The following is a 19,276-nucleotide window of genomic DNA, read 5'->3' on the forward strand; positions in this document are numbered from 1 at the left end:
CCGTTGATTACTTCTTTAAAAGGGCCTTGATTTCTTCTAGGTCGCTTTTCATCGATTTTAATTCTTGGGCCAAGCTTTCCTTTTCGGCCTTTAGCTTGTGGATCTCTTTTTCTTGTTCAATGGTGTACAGAAAAAGTTCCTCTATTTTTTCGAGGTTCTGCAAGTTCGATTCGCTCAAGTTCCAGTGCCCTTCTTCTTGGGCTTTTGCGGCCGAGGTAACACCGGGCAGGTGATGGTTCTTTTTTATAAACGCTTCTATTTCCTTTAAATTATTGAAGTGGTAGTCTTCTTTTAAGTCTGAGCTCCCTAAAAAGTATTTTTGGAAAACGTAATCAGGTATATTATCAATTAGCGTTCCATCATAAATTACATCTCCAGAAGTAACTATATCACCATCTGCCCGAATGATTCCTGCAACATGAAGCTTTTCGGCAGGAGTAGCCGTTCCGATTCCTACGTTTTGGCTGGCATCGATTCTTAAAGCTTCCGTACCTCCTGTAGAAAATGCCAGTTGGTCAGCTGCCGCACGAAACATTCCTGTGTTTGTATCGCCGTTAAAGCGATAAGAGGGCTCGTTAATGGTGCCGTTAGAGTTCAGAAATCCTTCTGAGCGTATTGCTCCCGTAACGTGTAGTTTGTTTGCAGGGCTATCCGTTCCTATTCCGACTCTTCCAGAGCCATTAAGGGCAAAATCAAAACCAGCTAAATTGATTGTTCTGTCTTCGGTCAAGGTCATATCATTGTTTTCTAGATTTGCGGGGTCGGCCCATTCGGTTTGTCCCGTTGTGGTAGTCGATAGTACTTGCCCATTGCTACCAGCACCATTTCGGGCAATAAGGTTGCCGTTACTGATTTCTACGTTTCCGTTGATATGTAGTTTTTCACTAGGGGAGTTAGTTCCGATGCCTAGGCGTTTGTCAGCTGTACTCCAATACAATTCCGAATTTTCATCCGTGGCGGAACCATCCGTGTCGGCAAAAAATATAGAGCCTGTAGTGCCTTTAACGGTTAGGTCGTTCAATTTGTTGATCGCCGCTTCTACATCTTCTTCATCCGCAGTGTCCCCATCAATATCTATAGGGGTGGCCAATTTTACTTTTGTGGCATTATTGTAGCTCCATGTGGCATCTGTACCATCGTAAACCAATAATTGGTCTGCTGTGCCGCCTGAAGGTAGGGCTACATCTGAAACATCTTTCCATGTTACGGCACCAGTGCCGGTTGAGGTTAATACTTGACCATCATCACCCCGATCTCCCGCTATTTCTATACCGTTGTATAGTACAATGTCCTTGTTATTTTTAACGGTAAAGGCCTTGTCGGTTAGTTCAGGTTTTTCGCTGTCACCATTGTCGTCGGAGTTTTGTAAAAAGTGAAAATCACCTCGCGCAGAGCTGGCTGTTCTTTCATAAATCAAGCCTCCCTTGCCGTAAGTTCCTGTACCTTCTGATACCCCAACTACAGAAAAAAGAATTCCTGACGAAGCTCCTATTTGATTACTTTCATTTATGAGTTGTAATGGGAAAGTGGTTCCCATGGATAAAGGAGGTCGTTCAGCTATAACCACTTTTGAGTTATTACTGACCTTACTAGCCGTACCTTGATTTGGAACTCCTTTTTTCAATCCCACAAACAACGCACCGGATTTAAATCTACTGGCGGGGTTCCAGATTAAGCCGCCATCATCTTGGTAGTCCGGTGTTTCCTCTGTTGATGTTGGTTTATTGTCTGTGCCTGCAAAAAATATGGTATTGGGTTCCCCCGTATGCTCCCCCGGAGCGGCTTCTACGATCCAAGAAGTGGTGTCGACGTCCCATCGCATGACATCGCCATCGTCGGTCGCCCCCATATCGCTTAGGTCTTCTAGCTTGATCGTAGCGTTCTCTATTTTGTCGGAGTCAATAGCTTCTTCCTCTATGGTAAGCAGCCCGGTATTATCAAGGGTGGCGTCTCCGCTCATTACCACCTCTTGCGCTTCGTTGGAGGCATTGCCCATGAGAATGTTCCCGTCGGTCAAGGTTTTGGTTGCGGTTATTTCATCATCCACATATTTTTTGGTGGCGGCGTCTTGATCGGCGGTGGGAGCGCCCAAATTGTTGATGGTCGCTCCCCCGGCATCTTTGCCTTCACCCAAGACCGCGGAAAGGTTGGGGGTAGTGGCACCTGATGGTATCGGAGCCCAAGTAAGTGCGTCGGTGTCTTTATCGGTGATCAACATTTGATTGGCCGGGGTGACCAAGGGCGTGGCGGGTACGATGTCGATGTCAATTTCATTGTTGGCGGCATCATTCGTTACGGAGATAAATCCCGAAGTGCCTGCGTTTATACTTTTAAAAGGGAGGTCCGCCCCGCTTTTGGGCAATACCACGCCTACACCACCTGCACCTGAGTTGGAGGAGGTATTCGCCTCACCGCCGGCACTAAGGCCATCGACCTCGCTCTGGATTTCTACAATGGCATCCTGAACGTTCGTACTGGTGGTGTTGCCTGTGGCAGTGAAGGGTACTTCGGTAGCCGTTTGGTCGTCGTCTCCGCCTCCGGCCAAGGGGCTTAAATCGACCGTGGTAAGGTTGCCCGGTTCCGTAATCACCAATTCATTGGCGGCATTAAGAACGGCACCGGTGATAAGCTCATTGGTAGTGCTTCCGTCAACTTCGTTGGGTACGTTGATCCTGTATTCGTCCCCTACCACCCCGGTACCGCTAACGGTGGTATTGGTGCCGTTCACGATCTTGGTGTCCGAACCGCTGGAGGTCGGTAGGGTGACCGAGCCTCCTCCCCGTGATAAGGTGAGTTCGTTGGTGGTTGTGTTTAGATTTAGTAATTGTATTTCGTTCGTAGCGTTCGTGTCGCCGTCAGCAGCAATGGCCGTTGTGTTGGCGGCAATATTGTTTTCCAAGGTAGAGGCGTCGAAAAAGGCGGCCCCATTGGCATCGGGCGTAATGCTGTTGCCCGCATCGGGGCTGACGATATCGGCACCGGTGATAAAACCTTGGTCATTGGTAAAATCGCTGAGGTTGATGTTGTCATTATCGAGGGCAAAGGCCCCCACGGAATTTTCCGCTAGTTTGTTTTGTGTAACCGAATTGTCAGAAAGCTTGTTCTGTCCGATCGAACCGTCTTGAATATCTATTCCATTGATGCCCCCATCACGGATCTGTTCGCTGTTGATACTGTTCGGGGCGATCTCTATCGTGTTTCCGTTTGGCGTAGGCGTAATGGCTATAGTGCTTTCGGCGTTCAGTTCCGGGTCGGTAATTAGGCCGCCCGCGGCTTCGCACATACTGATCCAGGCGGTGCCATCGTAATAATATATACAATCGGCCGTGGTGTTGTAGACCATGGCTCCGCGATTGGGAACAATGCTGGCCATTTGCGACTCGTCTACCCGAGTTATGACCAGAACCTTGTTCGAACTTTCTAGCTCTAAAATAGAGGAAGGGTCTATGGTTTGTGGATTGTCACCGATTTTTACCTGGGCTTGGGCAAAACCTATGATAAAGAAACCAATTAAGAATAAGGGTATTGAAATGCGCTTTTGCATACAATTTCGATTTAAGGTGTTAAGCATATTAGGGTCAACAAAAATAAACTTATCTCATAATTTATCTAATTTAACAAGACAAACTACTTGTTCGTCAGGCTAAAAGGATTACAATGGGCAGTAAAAGGCCATCGATAACATGGTTTTGGCCGCGATTACGAATTAACAAAAGTTTAGAGGGCATGGTTTTTTTAAGACCGAAACATGTATTTTCTTTATAAACTCGTTTAAAAAGGAATCGACACGGAACGCTTTCTTAACTATTGTACGAATGTACTATGAATAAAGTTGCCCCGAATCTATTTTTAAACCGACCAATACTTTGACCAATTATAGAACGCTTACAACTAAAACAACCAAATGAGAAATATCCCTACCCTGGTTTTCATACTTTTTACCTTTTTGAACGTGTCGGCCCAAGACGATGACCGATCCTTGTTGAGAGGTACGGTGCTTTACCGAAGTATTAGTGTCCCTAATGAAAATGTCATCAATATTACGGCCGAGAATGCCGTCATTTCAGATGAAAAAGGGCAGTTTGCCATTATGGCCAAGGCTGGGGACGAGTTGGCCTTTACCGCTATAAACTATCAGATGGAAGTAATAAAGGTCACCGAAGAGATCATAAAGAAGGGGCGCCTTGTCGTTGAGGTGACCGAAAAGGTGACCGAACTCGACGAGGTGGTGGTAAGCCCTGAAAACGAGGAGAAGTTCTTAAAAATGCAGAATGAGGAATTTAAAAAGGTAGAGTACGATATCGACCGTTCTACCGAAGTTGAAAATATAGCCTTGAGCCAGGTGGATAGGGGGATGAAAGATGGCCTCAATTTTGTCAACATCTTTAAGGCTTTGGCCAAATCGGGGAAAGGCGACAACGCTGAGAGTCGGCCCCGTATGAAGATGAGCGAAGTGCTAAGACAGGTGTATGACGATGAGTTTTTTGTGGCCGACCTTAAATTACCACAGGCGGCTATTGACGATTTTTTACAATATGTAGATACTCACGAACCCGAATATGCCCTGCTCTTGAAAAAGAACGAATTTGAATTGATCGATTTTCTGGTCAACAAGAGTAAGGCCTATCGAGAACAAATAAATGAAGAGAAATAGTTTTCTTTTTGCTATTTTTTTTGTGGTCTTGGCACGTCTTGCTGCCCAAGACCTTATTTCCGTTGAACTTGAGGGTCGCGTTTACAGTAAAGACGGCGATGTGGCCGCTACCCATGTTCTGAATACCACCACGAAAAAAGCTACCATTACCGATATTGACGGTTTTTTTGATATAGCCGTTAAGTTGAACGATACCTTGGTGTTTTCCGCCGTACAGTACAAGCGCAAGGAAATTGTGATTTCCATGGGCATTTTGGAAAGCAAGTTCATAATGATTCCCCTAGAAGAGGCCCTGACCGAATTGGATGAGGTGATCGTAACGCCCTACAGCCTGTCAGGACATATAGCGAGCGACCTTCAGACCTTACAGATCGAACCCGTGGTAACGGCTTCTACCTTGGGCCTGCCCAATGCCTTTGTGGTGCCGATGGGTAAGGCCGAACGCGAGCTTCGGGCGGCCACGGCAAACCCCTATATGAGTTTAGATCCCCTGATCAATACCATTACCGGGCGCAAGAAGATGTTGAAGGCCCGCGTAAAACGCAATGAGAAATACGAACGGACCCAACGCGTGCGCGAGTTTTATGTAGATTCGCTCTATACCGTAGAGCTGAAGATTGCCCAAGATAAAATCGATGATTTTCTGTATTTCTGTGAGGTCGATTCGGCCTTCCAGCAAATTGTGGATACCCATGACCGATTGCGAATATGGGACTTTATGAAGCGGAAAAGTGTAGTATACCGCAGGAACCATAGGGAGGAAGAGTAATTGGCTTGGCTGGTAAAAAGTCGTGCTTCAATAGTGTAGGGCTAAAACGTTTCGGATATGAAATCTTTACAAGGACTTCTTTTTACAAGTGTAATGCTGGTGGTTTCTACCGTGGGAAAGGCCCAAAGTTCCGAAACCTTAGAGGGACGTGTGTACAGCGATAACAATGATGTGTCGGGAACCCATGTGTTGAATACGACGACCAATAGGGCTACGATAACCGATGCCAACGGCTTTTTTGATATTGTGGTACGGCTTAATGATACCTTGGTGTTTTCCGCCGTACAGTACAAACGCAAGGAAATCGTGGTTTCTGAAAGTGTTCTTGAGAGCAAGTTGTTGTTGATTCCCCTAGAAGAGGCCCTGAACGAATTAGATGAGGTAGTCGTAACGCCTTACAACTTATCGGGCCATATGGCGAGCGACCTGAAAAACCTCGAAATAGACCCGGTGGTGACGGCTTCTACCTTGGGGCTTCCCAATGCCCATGCCAAAAGATGGACCCAAAGCGAGCGTTTGCTCCGCGAGGCTTCGGCCATGTCGGTGACCGGAACCACATCGGGTCTGGGTGCGGGTGGGGCGGTTTCCTTGAATCCTATTATAAACGGAATTACCGGACGTACCAAAATGCTCAAGAAACGTGTGAAACGCGATCGGGCCTATTCAAGAACCGAAAGGGTGCGGGCGTTTTATGTAGATTCGCTCTATACCACCGAATTAAAGATTCCCCAAGATAAAATCGATGATTTTCTATACTTCTGTGAGGTCGATGCCGATTTTCAGAAAGTAGTGGATGGCCACGATCGATTAAAAATTTGGACTTTTATGAAGCGGAAAAGTGTGGTCTACCGTAAAAATTACGAAGCATACGAAGAAGGGGAAGATTAACATTAGGGTTGAGGTATTTTCTTCTTTTGGGGAATTAATTAAAACGGAACCTATGAAGCCATGGCTAAAATTAGCTTTTGTGAGTGCCATAAACTTGACGGCCCATGCTTCGTATGCCCAAGAACCGATTACTTTAGAGGGGCGTGTGTATAGCGAAAACATAGATGTTTCCGCCACCCACGTGTTGAACACCACAAGCAAAAAGGCGACTATAACAAGGGGCGATGGTTTTTTTGATATCGTAGTTCGCCTGAATGATACCCTGGTCTTCTCGGCCGTGCAATTTAAAAGGAAGGAAGTAGTGGTTACCCCATCGGTTTTGGAAAGTAAATTGCTCATAGTGCCCCTGCAGGAAGTCTTGACCCAGTTGGAAGAGGTGGTGGTAACCCCGTATAACTTGACCGGCGACATGGGGAGGGACCTAGATCGGGTGCCGGTCACTTCTGTAATTACATCGCACTCCTTGGGGCTCCTAAACAAAAAGGCAAGGCTTAGGCCTAAAGGTATGGGGGTAACCTTGCGATTGAACAAATACCTCAATCTGGTAACGGGATATGACACCCTTGCCTTAAGGCCCGATATCCGTCTCGATTTAAAGATCGTTAGGCTGGCCGACGATATATCGGGGCGGACCAAGGATTTGGAAAAGTATAAAACCCTTGTGGGCGAGCTTGATCAAATTGAGGCCATACGATTGTTCTTTACCGACTTCGTTTTTGTAGGTACCTTAAAAATTCCCGAAGCCCATATAAACGATTTTTTAAACTACTGTATGGTCGATAAAGCATATAAGGAAGTTGCGAAGGCCGACGACATGGCTTCCGTATATGGGCTGATGGAAGCAAAGGCCCCAGGATATAGAAAAAATAACGGCTTGGAATAATGCGGTTTTTGGCATAACATTTGCCTATTTTTGCGATAGAAAATGAGATTATGAAGTCTTTGAAAAAGTTGCTTGTACTATTGCTGCTTCCTTTAATGGCCTTTACGGCCGCCCATAAGTTCTACGTAAGCGTAACCAACGTAAACTATTCCGAAAAGGATAAGGCCTTACAGATTACCTCCCGCATTTTTATCGATGACCTAGACAAATTGCTGCTTGAGCGCTACGACTTAAAGGCGCAATTGGCAACCGGGGAAGAATCGCCATTGGCCGATGCCTATCTAGAAAAATACCTAAGGGCCAAATTTGTAATAGAGGTCAACGGCAACAATGCCGACTATACATACATCGGTAAGAAGTACGACGCCGATGTGGTGATTTTCTATATCGAGGTTCCCAACGTCGATAAGGCCACTTTGAAATCGGTGCAAATAGAGAACGAAATCTTGACCGACCTCTTTGACGAGCAACAAAATGTAGTACATTTTAAGATAGGTGACCAGAAAAAAAGCTTTGTTTTGGTCAAATCTCGTACTAAAGGAATGTTAAACTTGTAACATATAGGCGACTATTCCTTAAAATATTTTATTTTTCGCGGATTAAAACCACACAGACATATGAACAAATTGAAGTATGGTCTTGCAACGTTATTTTTTGTGTTCGCCAGCGTTCTGATGGCACAAAATGGCGTTAATGCAGACAAGGAACCAGGGCATTACAATCAGAATAAATTCAAACAGTTGTACGAAGAGTTCGCTACTCCGAACAATTATCGTTCCGCCTCGGGAGCACCCGGACCCGATTATTACCAACAACAGGCCGATTACAAAATGGATATCGAGCTTGATGATGAAAATGCGAAAATCTTTGGTACGGAAACCATTACCTATACCAACAATTCGCCCGATGACCTTGAATATCTTTGGCTTCAGTTGGATCAAAACGTAAGGGCCAAGACTTCAAAATCACCTTTGCGAGATGGTGGAGGTGTACCCATGGCCGAACAAGTGGGGTCATTCGCACAAAAATACATGACCGAGCCGTTTGACGGGGGCTTCAATATAGAATACGTGAAGGATGCCAGCGGAAAACCGTTGAAGTATACCATCAATCAGACCATGATGCGTATCGATATTCCAAAACCCTTAAAGAGTAAAGAGAAGATTTCCTTTTCCATCAAGTGGGACTACAATATTCCCGACCACACCGTAAACAGGGCACGTTCGGGCTATGAATATTTCCCTAAAGACGGTAACAGGGCCTATGTTATTGCGCAGTTCTTTCCAAGAATGGCCGTATATAGCGATGTAGAAGGTTGGCAGAACCACCAGTTCTGGGGTAGTGGCGAGTTCGCCCTTACCTTTGGTGACTACGACGTAAACATTACCGTACCTGCCGATCACGTTCTTGATGCTACAGGAACCTTGCAGAACCGAAAAGATGTATTTACAAAGGAAATGATGGCGCGCTACGAAAAGGCGAAGAAGTCGTATGACAAGCCGGTAGTGATCGTTACCCAAGAGGAAGCCGAAAAGGCGGAAAAAGGGTTTTCCAAAAAGAAAAAAACATGGAAGTTCAGGGCTGAGAACGTAAGGGATTATGCCTTTGCTACATCAAGAAAATTCATTTGGGACATGCAGGCCGTTAAAGTGGGCAGCAAAGACGTTATGGCCGTTTCGCTTTATCCAAAAGAAGGAAACCCGCTATGGGAGGAGTATTCTACCAAGGCCGTGGCACATACGCTTAAATCGTATTCATCGCATACCTTCGATTACCCTTACCCTAAAGCCATTTCGGTACATGCCAAGCAACAGGGAATGGAGTATCCGATGATTTGTTGGAACTACGGTCGCCCTAACGAAGACGGTACGTATTCAGACCGTGTGAAATTCGGTATGATCAGTGTGATCATTCACGAGGTAGGTCACAACTTTTTCCCGATGATCGTAAATTCAGACGAGCGTCAGTGGGGATGGATGGATGAAGGTCTTGATACCTTTATGCAATATATGGCGGAGCAAGAATTCGGGGAAAAATATCCTGAGGCCATTGCCCCTAATAGCAAATACCCATCGCGAAGGGGAGAGCCTTCTAAGATCGTACCCTATATGGCGGGTGATCAGAGCAGCATTGCACCGATCATGTCGAACCCTGAAAACGTATACCAGTTAGGCCCGAATGCCTACGGTAAACCGGCAACGGCCTTGAACATTCTTCGTGAGACCGTAATGGGCCGCGAACTTTTTGACCATGCCTTTAAAACATATGCACAACGTTGGATGTTCAAGCACCCGACACCCGAAGATTTCTTTAGGACTATGGAAGATGCCTCTGCTGTCGATTTAGACTGGTACTGGAGAGGATGGTTCTATACTACCGATTTTGTGGATATAGGGGTCAAAGGCATCAAAAAATACTACGTTACCGACAAGCCTAGCAAGAAAATGCAAGAATATATGGCAGTACGTGGCATTACCGAGGCCGATTTACCACCTTTGGTATATTTGGCGGAAGAAGGTAGCGGCGACCTTGATCCGAACCTAAAAGACAAGGCGCCTTCCGAAAGTTCACAGCCTTTGAAAGAATTTATGATGGACAATATGACGGCCGAAGAACGCGCCGCCGTAAAAGAGCCTAAATATATCTACGAGGTTACTTACGATAAGCCAGGGGGCATACCAATGCCGGTGATCGTGGAGTACACCTATGCCGACGGTTCTACCAAAAATGTTACCTACCCACCTGAAATTTGGCGTAAGAACGATAAAGAGGTAAGTGTAGTGATATCATCACAGAGCGAACTTACCGGAATCGTTGTCGACCCAAAGGCGGAAACGGCAGATATAGACACGTCTAACAACGCATGGCCTAAGAAAGAGGAAAAGTCCGATTTCGAGAAGATGAAGGAAAATGCTGTCAAGGGCAAATAAATTTTGTTAATATCACAAAAAGACCTGTCAGGTTTTCTATACCTGACAGGTCTTTCTATGTAAACTTCATTATATTTGTGATATGTATTCACTGCACTTTTTATTTATTAGCGGGGGCGAAATCTTCTTTATCATGTTTATCGTGGTGATGGTTTTCGGCGCCGATAAGATACCCGGCATAGCCAAGGGGCTGGGCAAGGGTATGCGCCAATTGAAAGACGCCACGGAAGATATCAAGCAAGAAATTCAAAAAAGCGCCGAAAAACAGGGCGTTGATACGAGTTTTATAACCGATATCAAAAAAGACATCGATGAGGTCAAGAACAATATTACCTCAGGGGTCGGTACCGACATCAAAAAAGAAATAGACGGGGTCAAAAAGACCGTCGATGATGTTACGGGAACCATCAAAAGAAGCTAGTTTTGCTCGAAAGGATCTTAGAATGGGATAGGGAAACTTTTATCTACCTGAACAATCTGGGCATTGAAGACTACGACCGATTTTGGATCGTCGTTACGCACTTCTCGACTTGGATTCCCCTTTTTGCCCTATTCTTTATTCTTATTTTTATAAAATACCCCAAGAGAGAGGCCATTTTTGTGGTGCTTACCATAATCTTGATGCTGTTTTTTGTCGTAACCCTTACCGATTTGACCAAAGAGGTAGTAGCCCGTTTGCGGCCCAATAACGATGAAACCATAAATACCTTGATCCGTATACTGAAGCCTTCTTCTTCCTATAGTTTCTTTTCCGGCCACTCGTCGAGTTCGTTTTCGGCGACCACTATTGTGGTACTCTTTTTAAGAAGGCGTTTTAAATGGTGCTGGCTATTCTATATTTGGCCCCTATTGTTCGTAAGCAGTCGTATTTTCGTAGGGGTGCATTTTCCGACCGATATCATGGTGGGTTCTTTGGTCGGTGTTTTTTCGGCCTGGCTTTTTTATATGCTTTACCTTAGGCTTATAGTACCCTACTTAGGGTTAAGCCATCCCTAATCGGTAGTAATACCGTTTCTACACGTGGGTCTTCCTTTAATTTTTTGTTGTACTCCAAAAGAATGGGGGTTACCTTGTCTTTTTTCTCCACGGCTTCCACTACTTTTCCCGACCATAGTACGTTGTCAGATAAAATAACGCTACCCGGGCGGGTCTTCTGTATGGCAAGTTCAAAATAATCGGGGTAGTCCCTTTTTTCGGCATCGATAAAGACGAGGTCAAAAGTAGCTTCAAGTTGGGGAATGATGGTTTTGGCATCTCCAATATGCTGTACGATTTGCCCTTTGTAGGCACTGCGCGAAAAATAGCGTTCTTGAATATCTTGCAACTCTTCGTTGATGTCTATGGTATGTAGCTGGCCGTCCTTTTGCATGCCCTCCGCTAAACACAGGGCGGAATAACCCGTATAGGTGCCGATTTCAAGAATGTTCTTGGGGTAGAGGATCTTCGAAAGCACACTTAAGACCCTTCCCTGAAAATGCCCGGTGAGCATACGGGGGCGGACTACTTTTAAGTGCGTTTCCCGGGTAAGTTCTTGAAGTAGCTTGGGTTCGTCCTCTGAATGGTTTTGGATATAATCCTCTAAATCCGAAGATAGGAAATGCATGAGCTGTAATTTCTGCAAATATATAGTATTTTAGAACTCCAGAAGTTCAAACTAGAAGAGATCAAGCTATGGATATATTTAAAATTCGAACGGCAGTTCTAGACGATTTAGAGACCTTGTTGGAATTTGAGCAGGGCATCATTGCGGCCGAAAGACCATACGACCCCACCCTTAGGGCCGGTCGTATTAGTTATTACGATTTGGGGGAATTGATCAAAAGTGATGATGCCGAGGTGGTAGTGGTCGAGTGCGAAGGAAGTATAGTGGCTTCGGGCTATGCCCAAATCAAAAAGGCTAAGGCATATCTAGACCATGAGGTGTATTCGTATCTGGGCTTTATGTATACCCATAGCGACTATAGGGGGAAAGGACTGAACAAAAAGGTTGTCGATGCCTTGAAAACATGGTCCGATTCAAGGGGGATTTCAGAGATACGGCTTACGGTCTATAGTGATAATATTGGGGCAATCAAGGCCTACGAAAAAGCAGGGTTTACAAATCATCTTATCGAGATGCGACTAGTTGGCCCGAAGTAGGGGGCAATATCTTTTTTGAAATTGTATTTTTATAAAAAAAAACGCCGATATGAAGTTCGAGAATACGTTGGGTTTTGCCCAAAAACTAGATGATCAAGATCCATTGCGAAGCTATCGTGATGAATTTTATTTCCCAAAGGTAGACGGAAAAGAGGTCATCTATTTTACAGGAAATTCCCTCGGATTGCAGCCTAAGCGTACCCAAAAGTTTGTTGATGAGGTAATGAGCGATTGGAAAGAACTGGCCGTAGAAGGCCATTTTCATTCCGATAAGCCTTGGTGGGATTACCATGAGCGATTGGCCGCCCCCTTGGCCAAAGTGGTCGGGGCAAAGACCGAAGAGGTATCGGTGATGAATACCCTTACGGTAAACCTGCACCTTTTGATGGTTACCTTTTACAGGCCAACTGCCAAACGTTATAAAATTATTTGTGAGGAAAAGGCTTTCCCTTCCGATCAATATATGTTGCAAAGTCAGGTACGCAATCACGGACTTGATCCCGACGATGCACTGGTAGAGGTGAAAAAAAGGGAAGGTGAAAATTTTTGGCGTACCGAAGACGTACTGCAAAAAATCAATGAAGTAGGTGATGAATTGGCCTTGGTGCTGATCGGTGGGGTCAATTATTACAACGGACAGGTGTTCGACATGGAAACCATAACCAAGGCCGGAAAGGCCGTAGGCGCTAACGTTGGTTGGGATTTGGCCCATGGCGCCGGTAATATAGAACTTAAATTGCACGATTGGGATGCCGACTTTGCGGCATGGTGTAGTTATAAATATATGAACAGTGGCCCGGGCAATGCTTCGGGCGTGTTTATTCACGAACGTCACCTGAATAAAAAGGATATACCTCGTTTAGAAGGATGGTGGGGTACCAAAAAGGAAACACGGTTTTTGATGAAACCCGAGTTTGAGCCTATGGCCAATGCCGACGCCTGGCAATTGAGCAACCCACCGGTGTTATCTGTGGCACCTTATCTGGCCTCCTTAGAGATGTTCGAGGAAGTCGGTATGGAAGCATTGATCGATAAAAGAGATCGCATAGTGGCCTATTTGGAATTTGTACTTCACGAAATAGACAAGGAAACCGACAAGGCCACCTTTGAAATCATTACTCCCAAGGATAGGGGGACCCAGCTTTCCGTTTTTCTTCACGGTCAGGGGAAATCCCTTTTCGATTACTTGATGAAAAGCGGGGTTATTACCGATTGGAGGGAACCCAATGTCATCCGTCTTGCTCCCGCACCGTTTTATTGTTCCTATGAAGATATGTACCGCTTCGGTCAAATCTTAAAAAAAGGAATACAAACGGTATAATTTTATTTTTTCTGCACAACCGTCGTCTGGCCCCGACCTATAGGGGCTAAGACTGGTTTTTATTGCCCTTCCCGTTTTTTTTAAGAGTGTAGTTCATCGAATTTCGAGGGGTCTTGTCAGCCAATCGGGTGGTTATTTCCGTACATCAAATGTAAGTTTTAACCCCAAATATTAAAATGAACATGAAAACAAAAAATGAAAAAATGAACAATAAAACGTTCCCTACGCGATTTATGCTTTTTATGGCGACCTGTGCATTGGTTTTAGGATCCTGTACTGAAGATGCCGTGGAACCTGAGGCCGAAACTTCCGTCCGTCCCAAAGCGGAAGTTGAGGCTCAACAGGAATCTCAATTCGTTACTAAATATTTCTTAGGTGATGCCGTAAAGGTGGAACTGGAAGAAGATGGTACATACAGCTTGGCGGGTACGGATATCCGATTGTTCGAAGATCAACTTTCCGATTCCCCTGATGCTTATGATCCTAACCCTGTCCCCGGGGAAGAGCTGTCAGGTTTGGCCCAGCACGGTAGTATCAGAAAGTGGCCCGATAATACGGTGTATTATGTGATAAACGGATTGAGTTCAAGTGTACGTTCAGAATTGCAAAAGTCGTTTGACGAATGGACGAGCAAGACTAATGTCCGTTTTAAGGAGCGTACCAACCAATCTAATTACGTAACTATATCATCTTCAGGTTCTAATAGTAATTCAGGTGTGGCTACCTTAGGTATGTACGGTTCCAGTGGCTATATCAAACTGGGTACCCGCGCTACTGCCGTGGTCATCATTCATGAGATAGGTCACACTTTGGGCTATATTCATGAGCAAAACCGCGCTGATAGGGACGACCATATCATTATCAATGTTGAGAACATACAACCTGATGCCGTTGATCAATTCTATAAGAATACATCGGCTATCTATCTTACCAGCGATTTTGATATCAATTCTACCATGATGTACGGTAGCTATACATTCAGTAAAAACGGCCAACCTACGATTACCGATTTGAATGGAAATATTTTGCCTCAAAGACAAGCCAAGCTTTCTCCTTTGGATATTGCAGGAACCAATGTGGCCTACCCATCTACCGATGGTGGAGGTAACCCAGAACCAGAAGAGGACCTGTGTGACACTGCCGAAGAGTTTTCTTCGAACAAAGCTTACAGAGTCGGAGACTACGTAACCTATTATGGTAGATTGTACCAAAGGGATTTTACCCGTTGGAATTATATCAAGACTTGTAATTAATTCTAACTGGGGTTAAAGCAAAGACAGGTTTTCTGTCAGTTACACATATTTCATGATCAAAGGCCATCTGCATAAGATGGCCTTTTTTCATTTCTGGAAAACGCTTTTTGAATTACCTTCGCGGTCAAATATCTTGTATGAAGTCTTTACGCCTAATACTTACCAATTCACGCTATTTTGGGGCTGCCTGGGTCTTTGCCAGTATAAATATCCTATTTGGCACCTGGGCGATTTATATCCCGGCGGTAAAGGAGCAACTTCAAATTGATAAGTCACAATTGGGCTTGGCCATATTTTTTCTATCGCTAGGGGTGTTTACGGTATTCCCCATGGCATCGTCTATTATCAATAGAATCGGTGTGGGAAGGGCAACGTGGTACGGGGTCGTTATGAGCTGTGTAGCAGCACTTATGCCCTTGTTGGCCCCCAACTATTATACACTTATGGCCGCGTTGTTTCTGTTCGGGGCTTCGAATGGTATTACCGATATCGCCATGAATACCTTGGTCACGGAACTTGAAAAGGAAGATGGGAAGAATTTTATGAGTGCGTCCCACGGATTTTTTAGCCTAGGCGGTGTCTTGGCAGGATTGGGCAGTTTTTTGATCGGGCCGCTTGATAATCCACCTTTGCACATGGGCCTTGCGGTACTTCTTGTTTTTACGATCAATTTTATATTTCATGGAAAGTATAAAAGCGTGGTTGCCGTCTCTGAAGGAAAGGAAGCCTTTAGTCTAAAGCTTTTTAAACCGATGTTGTTTTTGGGGCTTATTTCATTCGTTTCCATGGGGAGCGAGGGGGCCATAGTCGATTGGAGCGGACTCTATTTGAAAGAGGTCAGTTTGGCACCGGAAGTACTCTGGGGCGCCGGTTTCTTGGGGTTTCAGATTACCATGACCTTAGGAAGGTTTCTCGGCGATGCCCTCAGTGAAAACATCGGTTCGGTAAAAATGGTCACCTTGGCTACCCTGATCGTGTTAACGGGCTACCTTATGGTGCTGACCGCAGATACCTTTTGGGCTATTTCCGGTTTTGCGTTAAGCGGACTCGGTTTTTCGGTAATGGTACCCGAACTCTTTCGTATCGGCGGAAAGGTCAAAGGGGTCGATTCATCCCAAGGGGTATCGTTTATAGCGGGTACGGGCTATGCCGGCTTTTTAACGGCCCCGCCCATTTTAGGTTATATTGCCGATAGTTCTTCCTTAAAGACTTGTTTCTTGGTGTTGTTCGCCTGTGCGCTTTTGGTCCTTGCCGCCACGTTTAAGCTTAACCGCAAGCGGTAAGAGAGGCTTCGGTTAATTTGTTTTTACCTCTAGGCCGGTGAAGTAGAGCTTAAAGCTACCGTCTTCGTTTTGGTGCATTTTTGCGATTTTTAGTCCCCCAAGCTCGCTGTAATCTTCCCAAGTGGTGATCATTGAAGGTTCGGCCTGGTTGCCCTTTCTGAATACCCATTCTTTGATCAAGTAATCGTCGCCAAAATAAAAGTCATAGGCGTCACCTGGGGTGTAACCGCCTTCTTGTTTGTAGACGACCGTTAATTTCTGCATGCTTTTCTTGCTGATCGGGGCTTCCGCTTTAGGGCTAAGCTCGTTGGTGCTTCCGTTTTTGTCCCATAAAATATTAATGGGGGCTATCAACCAGTATTTGTCGTTTATGAATCCACCGTTGGTTTTATAGGCCGTACTGTCCATATCCTTTCGGTTATAGGTCAAGGTATCGTTTGCCGATATAGCGGTGACGTCGTTGGTCTTGGGTTTCCATATCCAGCTGCGCTCAAAGTGGGCGGTATCCCTGTCGACGTTAAAAGTGAATTTTAGCTCTTCGACCTTGTTCCAGTTTTTATAGCCGTTGGCATAGGCTATTTTTTCAAGAATGGTCAGCTCTTTTTCGGGTTGGGAGGGCTCTGCTTTTTTATTTTCTTTACAGCTTATAAAAAGGAAGGTAAATAAGATATATGCGTAAAGGTACTTTGCCATGACTCTGTTTTTGGTCAAAGATAATGGCTTTTGCGCTAAGGCGGTGGGCATACCTGAAAAATCATAGGAAGGCTCTTTTAAAGAAGGGTGGGGTTAGGAGTGGGGCCCGTCGTTAAATAGGGAGGTGGATGGTAATTTCCGCGATAATGTCCATACACTATTTTAGTACGGATAAATTGTTTAATTTTGAGTGGTATAAACAATCACAAATGAGTTCTAAAAAAGGAAAAGTTCAAGAAGCGATAGACGAGAAATTACTAGAAGAACGCAAAGTCTTCTTGTGGGGCATGGTAGATGATGATTCTGCCAAGCATGTCATAGACCGTTTATTGTATTTAGATATGCAGAATAATAAGGAGATACAATTGTTCATCAATAGTCCGGGCGGGTATGTTACCTCTGGCTTCGCCATGTACGATACCATAAAGTCGTTAAAGAGTCCCGTTTCAACTATTTGTACCGGTCTTGCCGCCTCTATGGGCTCTATTTTACTTTCTGTAGGAAAGAAAGGCCGTAGGTTTATTCAGCCACATGCACAGGTGATGATACATCAGCCTAGTGGAGGGGCAAGGGGCCAGGCTTCCAATATAGAGATCCAAGCCAAGGAAATTATCAAAACTAAAGAACTAAGCGCCCGTATTCTTGCCGATAATTGTGGTCAAGACTATGAAAAGGTGTTGAAAGATTTTGATAGGGATTACTGGATGAACGCTGAAGAATCAGTAGCGTACGGTATCGTAGACGGCATTTTAGAATAATCCTTCTTGAGTATCGAAAAGAAAAAAGTCCTTCGTAATTAAAAATTATGAAGGACTTTTTTTTGGATATATATAGACGCTTGCGCGGAATTTTCATAAGTATTTACGAAAGAAAGGCAAATCAAGGATTTTTCATTTACGTTAAAAAAATATTAAACTCAAATCTAGGTCCCGATGGTTTTGAATCCTGCTCAAATCGGTCGATGCCGATGGGCGTGAAAGGCCAAGCGTAACAAAGTAGCGACTTTCTGTGGACTAAGGTCCTGTATTTAGAGACTCTTATAGAATTTAGTACATTTACCACTTTCTCATTATCTGAAATTTATATGAAACAAAGTTCTAAGAACATTGCCATAATAGGCTCCGGTCTTGTTGGTTCACTGTTGTCCATCTACCTTAAAAAAATGGGGCATACGATTACTGTTTTCGATAGGAGGCCCGATATACGTAATGTTGAATTTTCAGGGCGATCTATTAATCTGGCGATGAGCAATCGAGGATGGCAGTCGTTACGGGAAGTCGGAATTGAAGATGAGATAAAGAAAATAGCCATACCCTTAGACAAACGGGCCATGCACGTTATCGGAAAGCCGATGTATTTTCAGAAGTACGGGAAGGACGGCGAGGCCATATGGTCTATTTCGAGAGGGGTATTGAACCGAAAGATGATCGACTTGGCCGAAGAGGCAGGAGTGGAATTTCGCTTTAATGAGAAGGTTTGGAACGTAGATTTGCCCGAGGCAACCTTGTTTACCGGTGAGTCGGAAAAAGGAAAATGGAAAGAGTACAATTACGATATTATCTTCGGTTGTGATGGGGCATTTTCAAGGGTACGACACAAAATGCAACGCCGTAGCCGCTTTGATTATTCGCAAAACTTTATTGATGTAGGTTATAAGGAGCTTTCGATTCCGGCCAATGAAGACGGAAGCCATAAACTGGACAAAAATTCATTTCACATTTGGCCTAGGGGCAATTTTATGCTGATCGCTATGCCGAATATCGATGGGAGTTTTACCTGTACCCTGTTTATGCCTTTTGAAGGGGAGGTGTCTTTTGAAAGCATTAAGACCAAGGAACAGGCCACGACCTTTTTTAAGACTTATTTTCCGAATGTTCGAAAAGAGATAGAGAACTTGACCGGGGATTTCTTTAAAAATCCTACAAGTGCCATGGTAACGATCAAATGTTATCCTTGGACCTATTGGGACAAGGTGGCCTTAGTAGGTGATTCAGCGCACGCTATAGTGCCCTTTTACGGCCAAGGTATGAACGCAGGCTTTGAAGATATCTTTGCCTTGAAGCAGATTATCGAAAAACACGGTGATGACTGGGAAACTATTTTTGAAACCTATCAAAAAGAGCGTAAGCCCAATGCCGATGCCATAGCGGAACTGAGTTATCGCAATTTTGTGGAAATGAGCAGCAAAACCGCCGATGCCAAATTTTTATTGCAGAAAAAAATAGAGAAACGTTTTGCCGAATTACATCCCGATAAATGGATACCGGCCTATTCGCGGGTTACTTTTTCAAATAAGCCCTACGCCGAGGCTTTGGCCATGGGCGATGCCCAAGAGGAAATTATGAAGGAGGTAATGCAAATGCCCCATATTGAAAGCCTGTGGGACAGTGACGAGGTCGAGCAAAAGATTTTGAGCCTGTTGTAGTTCCGTTGAACACATAAAAAAAAGCCATCATGAAAATG

General features: G+C 44.7%; 17 protein-coding genes. 14 read left to right on the plus strand and 3 right to left on the minus strand.

The features are described 5' to 3' along the window. Positions 1 to 7: 7 nt before the first annotated feature. A complete protein-coding gene (locus tag BW980_RS17130) occupies positions 8 to 3,544 on the minus strand; it encodes a TMF family protein (protein WP_139327722.1) in 3,537 nt (1,178 codons plus the stop codon). A 360-nt stretch (positions 3,545 to 3,904) separates the two neighbouring features. Here BW980_RS17130 and BW980_RS17135 point away from each other — a divergent pair, with 360 nt between their 5' ends. From BW980_RS17135 to BW980_RS17170, 8 genes are all read left to right on the plus strand, one after another. Continuing rightward, positions 3,905 to 4,654, plus strand: a complete 750-nt coding sequence (locus tag BW980_RS17135) for a hypothetical protein (RefSeq protein ID WP_076456409.1) — start codon at positions 3,905 to 3,907, stop codon at positions 4,652 to 4,654. Next, the gene (locus tag BW980_RS17140) at positions 4,641 to 5,423 is read left to right on the plus strand and encodes a carboxypeptidase-like regulatory domain-containing protein (RefSeq protein WP_076456410.1); all 783 of its coding nucleotides are present in this window, start codon (positions 4,641 to 4,643) and stop codon (positions 5,421 to 5,423) included. The genes BW980_RS17135 and BW980_RS17140 overlap by 14 nt, the downstream gene beginning before the upstream one ends. A 57-nt stretch (positions 5,424 to 5,480) precedes the next feature. Continuing rightward, positions 5,481 to 6,311: a carboxypeptidase-like regulatory domain-containing protein gene (locus tag BW980_RS17145; protein ID WP_076456411.1), complete on the plus strand. Its 831-nt coding sequence runs from the start codon at positions 5,481 to 5,483 to the stop codon at positions 6,309 to 6,311. A gap of 52 nt (positions 6,312 to 6,363) precedes the next feature. After that, entirely contained in the window at positions 6,364 to 7,194 is an 831-nt protein-coding gene (locus BW980_RS17150) for a peptidase associated/transthyretin-like domain-containing protein (RefSeq protein ID WP_076456486.1), read from the plus strand. Between the two features lie 50 nt (positions 7,195 to 7,244). Then, complete coding sequence (locus BW980_RS17155) at positions 7,245 to 7,751, plus strand: DUF6702 family protein (protein ID WP_076456412.1); 507 nt, start codon at positions 7,245 to 7,247, stop codon at positions 7,749 to 7,751. 60 nt (positions 7,752 to 7,811) lie between these two features. Continuing rightward, positions 7,812 to 10,124 (plus strand): M1 family metallopeptidase, encoded by a 2,313-nt coding sequence (locus BW980_RS17160; protein ID WP_076456413.1) that lies wholly within the window; start codon positions 7,812 to 7,814, stop codon positions 10,122 to 10,124. A gap of 82 nt (positions 10,125 to 10,206) precedes the next feature. Next, positions 10,207 to 10,545 (plus strand): Sec-independent protein translocase subunit TatA/TatB, encoded by a 339-nt coding sequence (locus BW980_RS17165; protein ID WP_076456414.1) that lies wholly within the window; start codon positions 10,207 to 10,209, stop codon positions 10,543 to 10,545. A gap of 2 nt (positions 10,546 to 10,547) precedes the next feature. Beyond that, positions 10,548 to 11,120 (plus strand): phosphatase PAP2 family protein, encoded by a 573-nt coding sequence (locus tag BW980_RS17170; protein WP_076456415.1) that lies wholly within the window; start codon positions 10,548 to 10,550, stop codon positions 11,118 to 11,120. On the opposite strand, the gene BW980_RS17175 is transcribed toward BW980_RS17170, so the two are convergent. Further along, a complete protein-coding gene (locus tag BW980_RS17175) occupies positions 11,086 to 11,727 on the minus strand; it encodes an O-methyltransferase (protein ID WP_076456416.1) in 642 nt (213 codons plus the stop codon). The two genes, BW980_RS17170 and BW980_RS17175, sit on opposite strands and share 35 nt — an antisense overlap. A gap of 68 nt (positions 11,728 to 11,795) precedes the next feature. Here BW980_RS17175 and BW980_RS17180 point away from each other — a divergent pair, with 68 nt between their 5' ends. The 4 genes from BW980_RS17180 (at position 11,796) to BW980_RS17195 (ending at position 16,120) form a co-directional block, all read left to right on the plus strand. After that, positions 11,796 to 12,263, plus strand: a complete 468-nt coding sequence (locus BW980_RS17180) for a GNAT family N-acetyltransferase (protein ID WP_076456417.1) — start codon at positions 11,796 to 11,798, stop codon at positions 12,261 to 12,263. A gap of 49 nt (positions 12,264 to 12,312) precedes the next feature. Then, positions 12,313 to 13,584 carry a kynureninase gene (gene kynU / locus BW980_RS17185; protein ID WP_076456418.1) on the plus strand — a complete coding sequence of 424 codons (1,272 nt, stop codon included), beginning with the start codon at positions 12,313 to 12,315 and terminating at the stop codon, positions 13,582 to 13,584. Between the two features lie 203 nt (positions 13,585 to 13,787). Beyond that, a complete protein-coding gene (locus tag BW980_RS17190; protein WP_175609906.1) occupies positions 13,788 to 14,837 on the plus strand; it encodes a M12 family metallopeptidase in 1,050 nt (349 codons plus the stop codon). Between the two features lie 137 nt (positions 14,838 to 14,974). Beyond that, positions 14,975 to 16,120, plus strand: coding sequence for an MFS transporter (locus tag BW980_RS17195; protein WP_076456420.1), 1,146 nt, complete (start codon positions 14,975 to 14,977; stop codon positions 16,118 to 16,120). A gap of 12 nt (positions 16,121 to 16,132) precedes the next feature. Here BW980_RS17195 and BW980_RS17200 read toward each other — a convergent pair whose 3' ends face one another. Beyond that, the gene (locus tag BW980_RS17200; protein WP_076456487.1) at positions 16,133 to 16,813 is read right to left on the minus strand and encodes a hypothetical protein; all 681 of its coding nucleotides are present in this window, start codon (positions 16,811 to 16,813) and stop codon (positions 16,133 to 16,135) included. Between the two features lie 209 nt (positions 16,814 to 17,022). On the opposite strand from BW980_RS17200, the gene BW980_RS17205 reads away from it, so the two are divergent. Then, entirely contained in the window at positions 17,023 to 17,571 is a 549-nt protein-coding gene (locus tag BW980_RS17205) for a ClpP family protease (RefSeq protein WP_046287315.1), read from the plus strand. 326 nt (positions 17,572 to 17,897) lie between these two features. After that, positions 17,898 to 19,238 (plus strand): FAD-dependent oxidoreductase, encoded by a 1,341-nt coding sequence (locus BW980_RS17210; RefSeq protein ID WP_076456421.1) that lies wholly within the window; start codon positions 17,898 to 17,900, stop codon positions 19,236 to 19,238. Positions 19,239 to 19,276 lie beyond the last annotated feature (38 nt).

It is taken from the genome of Zobellia uliginosa (assembly GCF_900156625.1).
In the GTDB taxonomy this organism is placed as follows: Bacteria; Bacteroidota; Bacteroidia; order Flavobacteriales; family Flavobacteriaceae; genus Zobellia; species Zobellia uliginosa.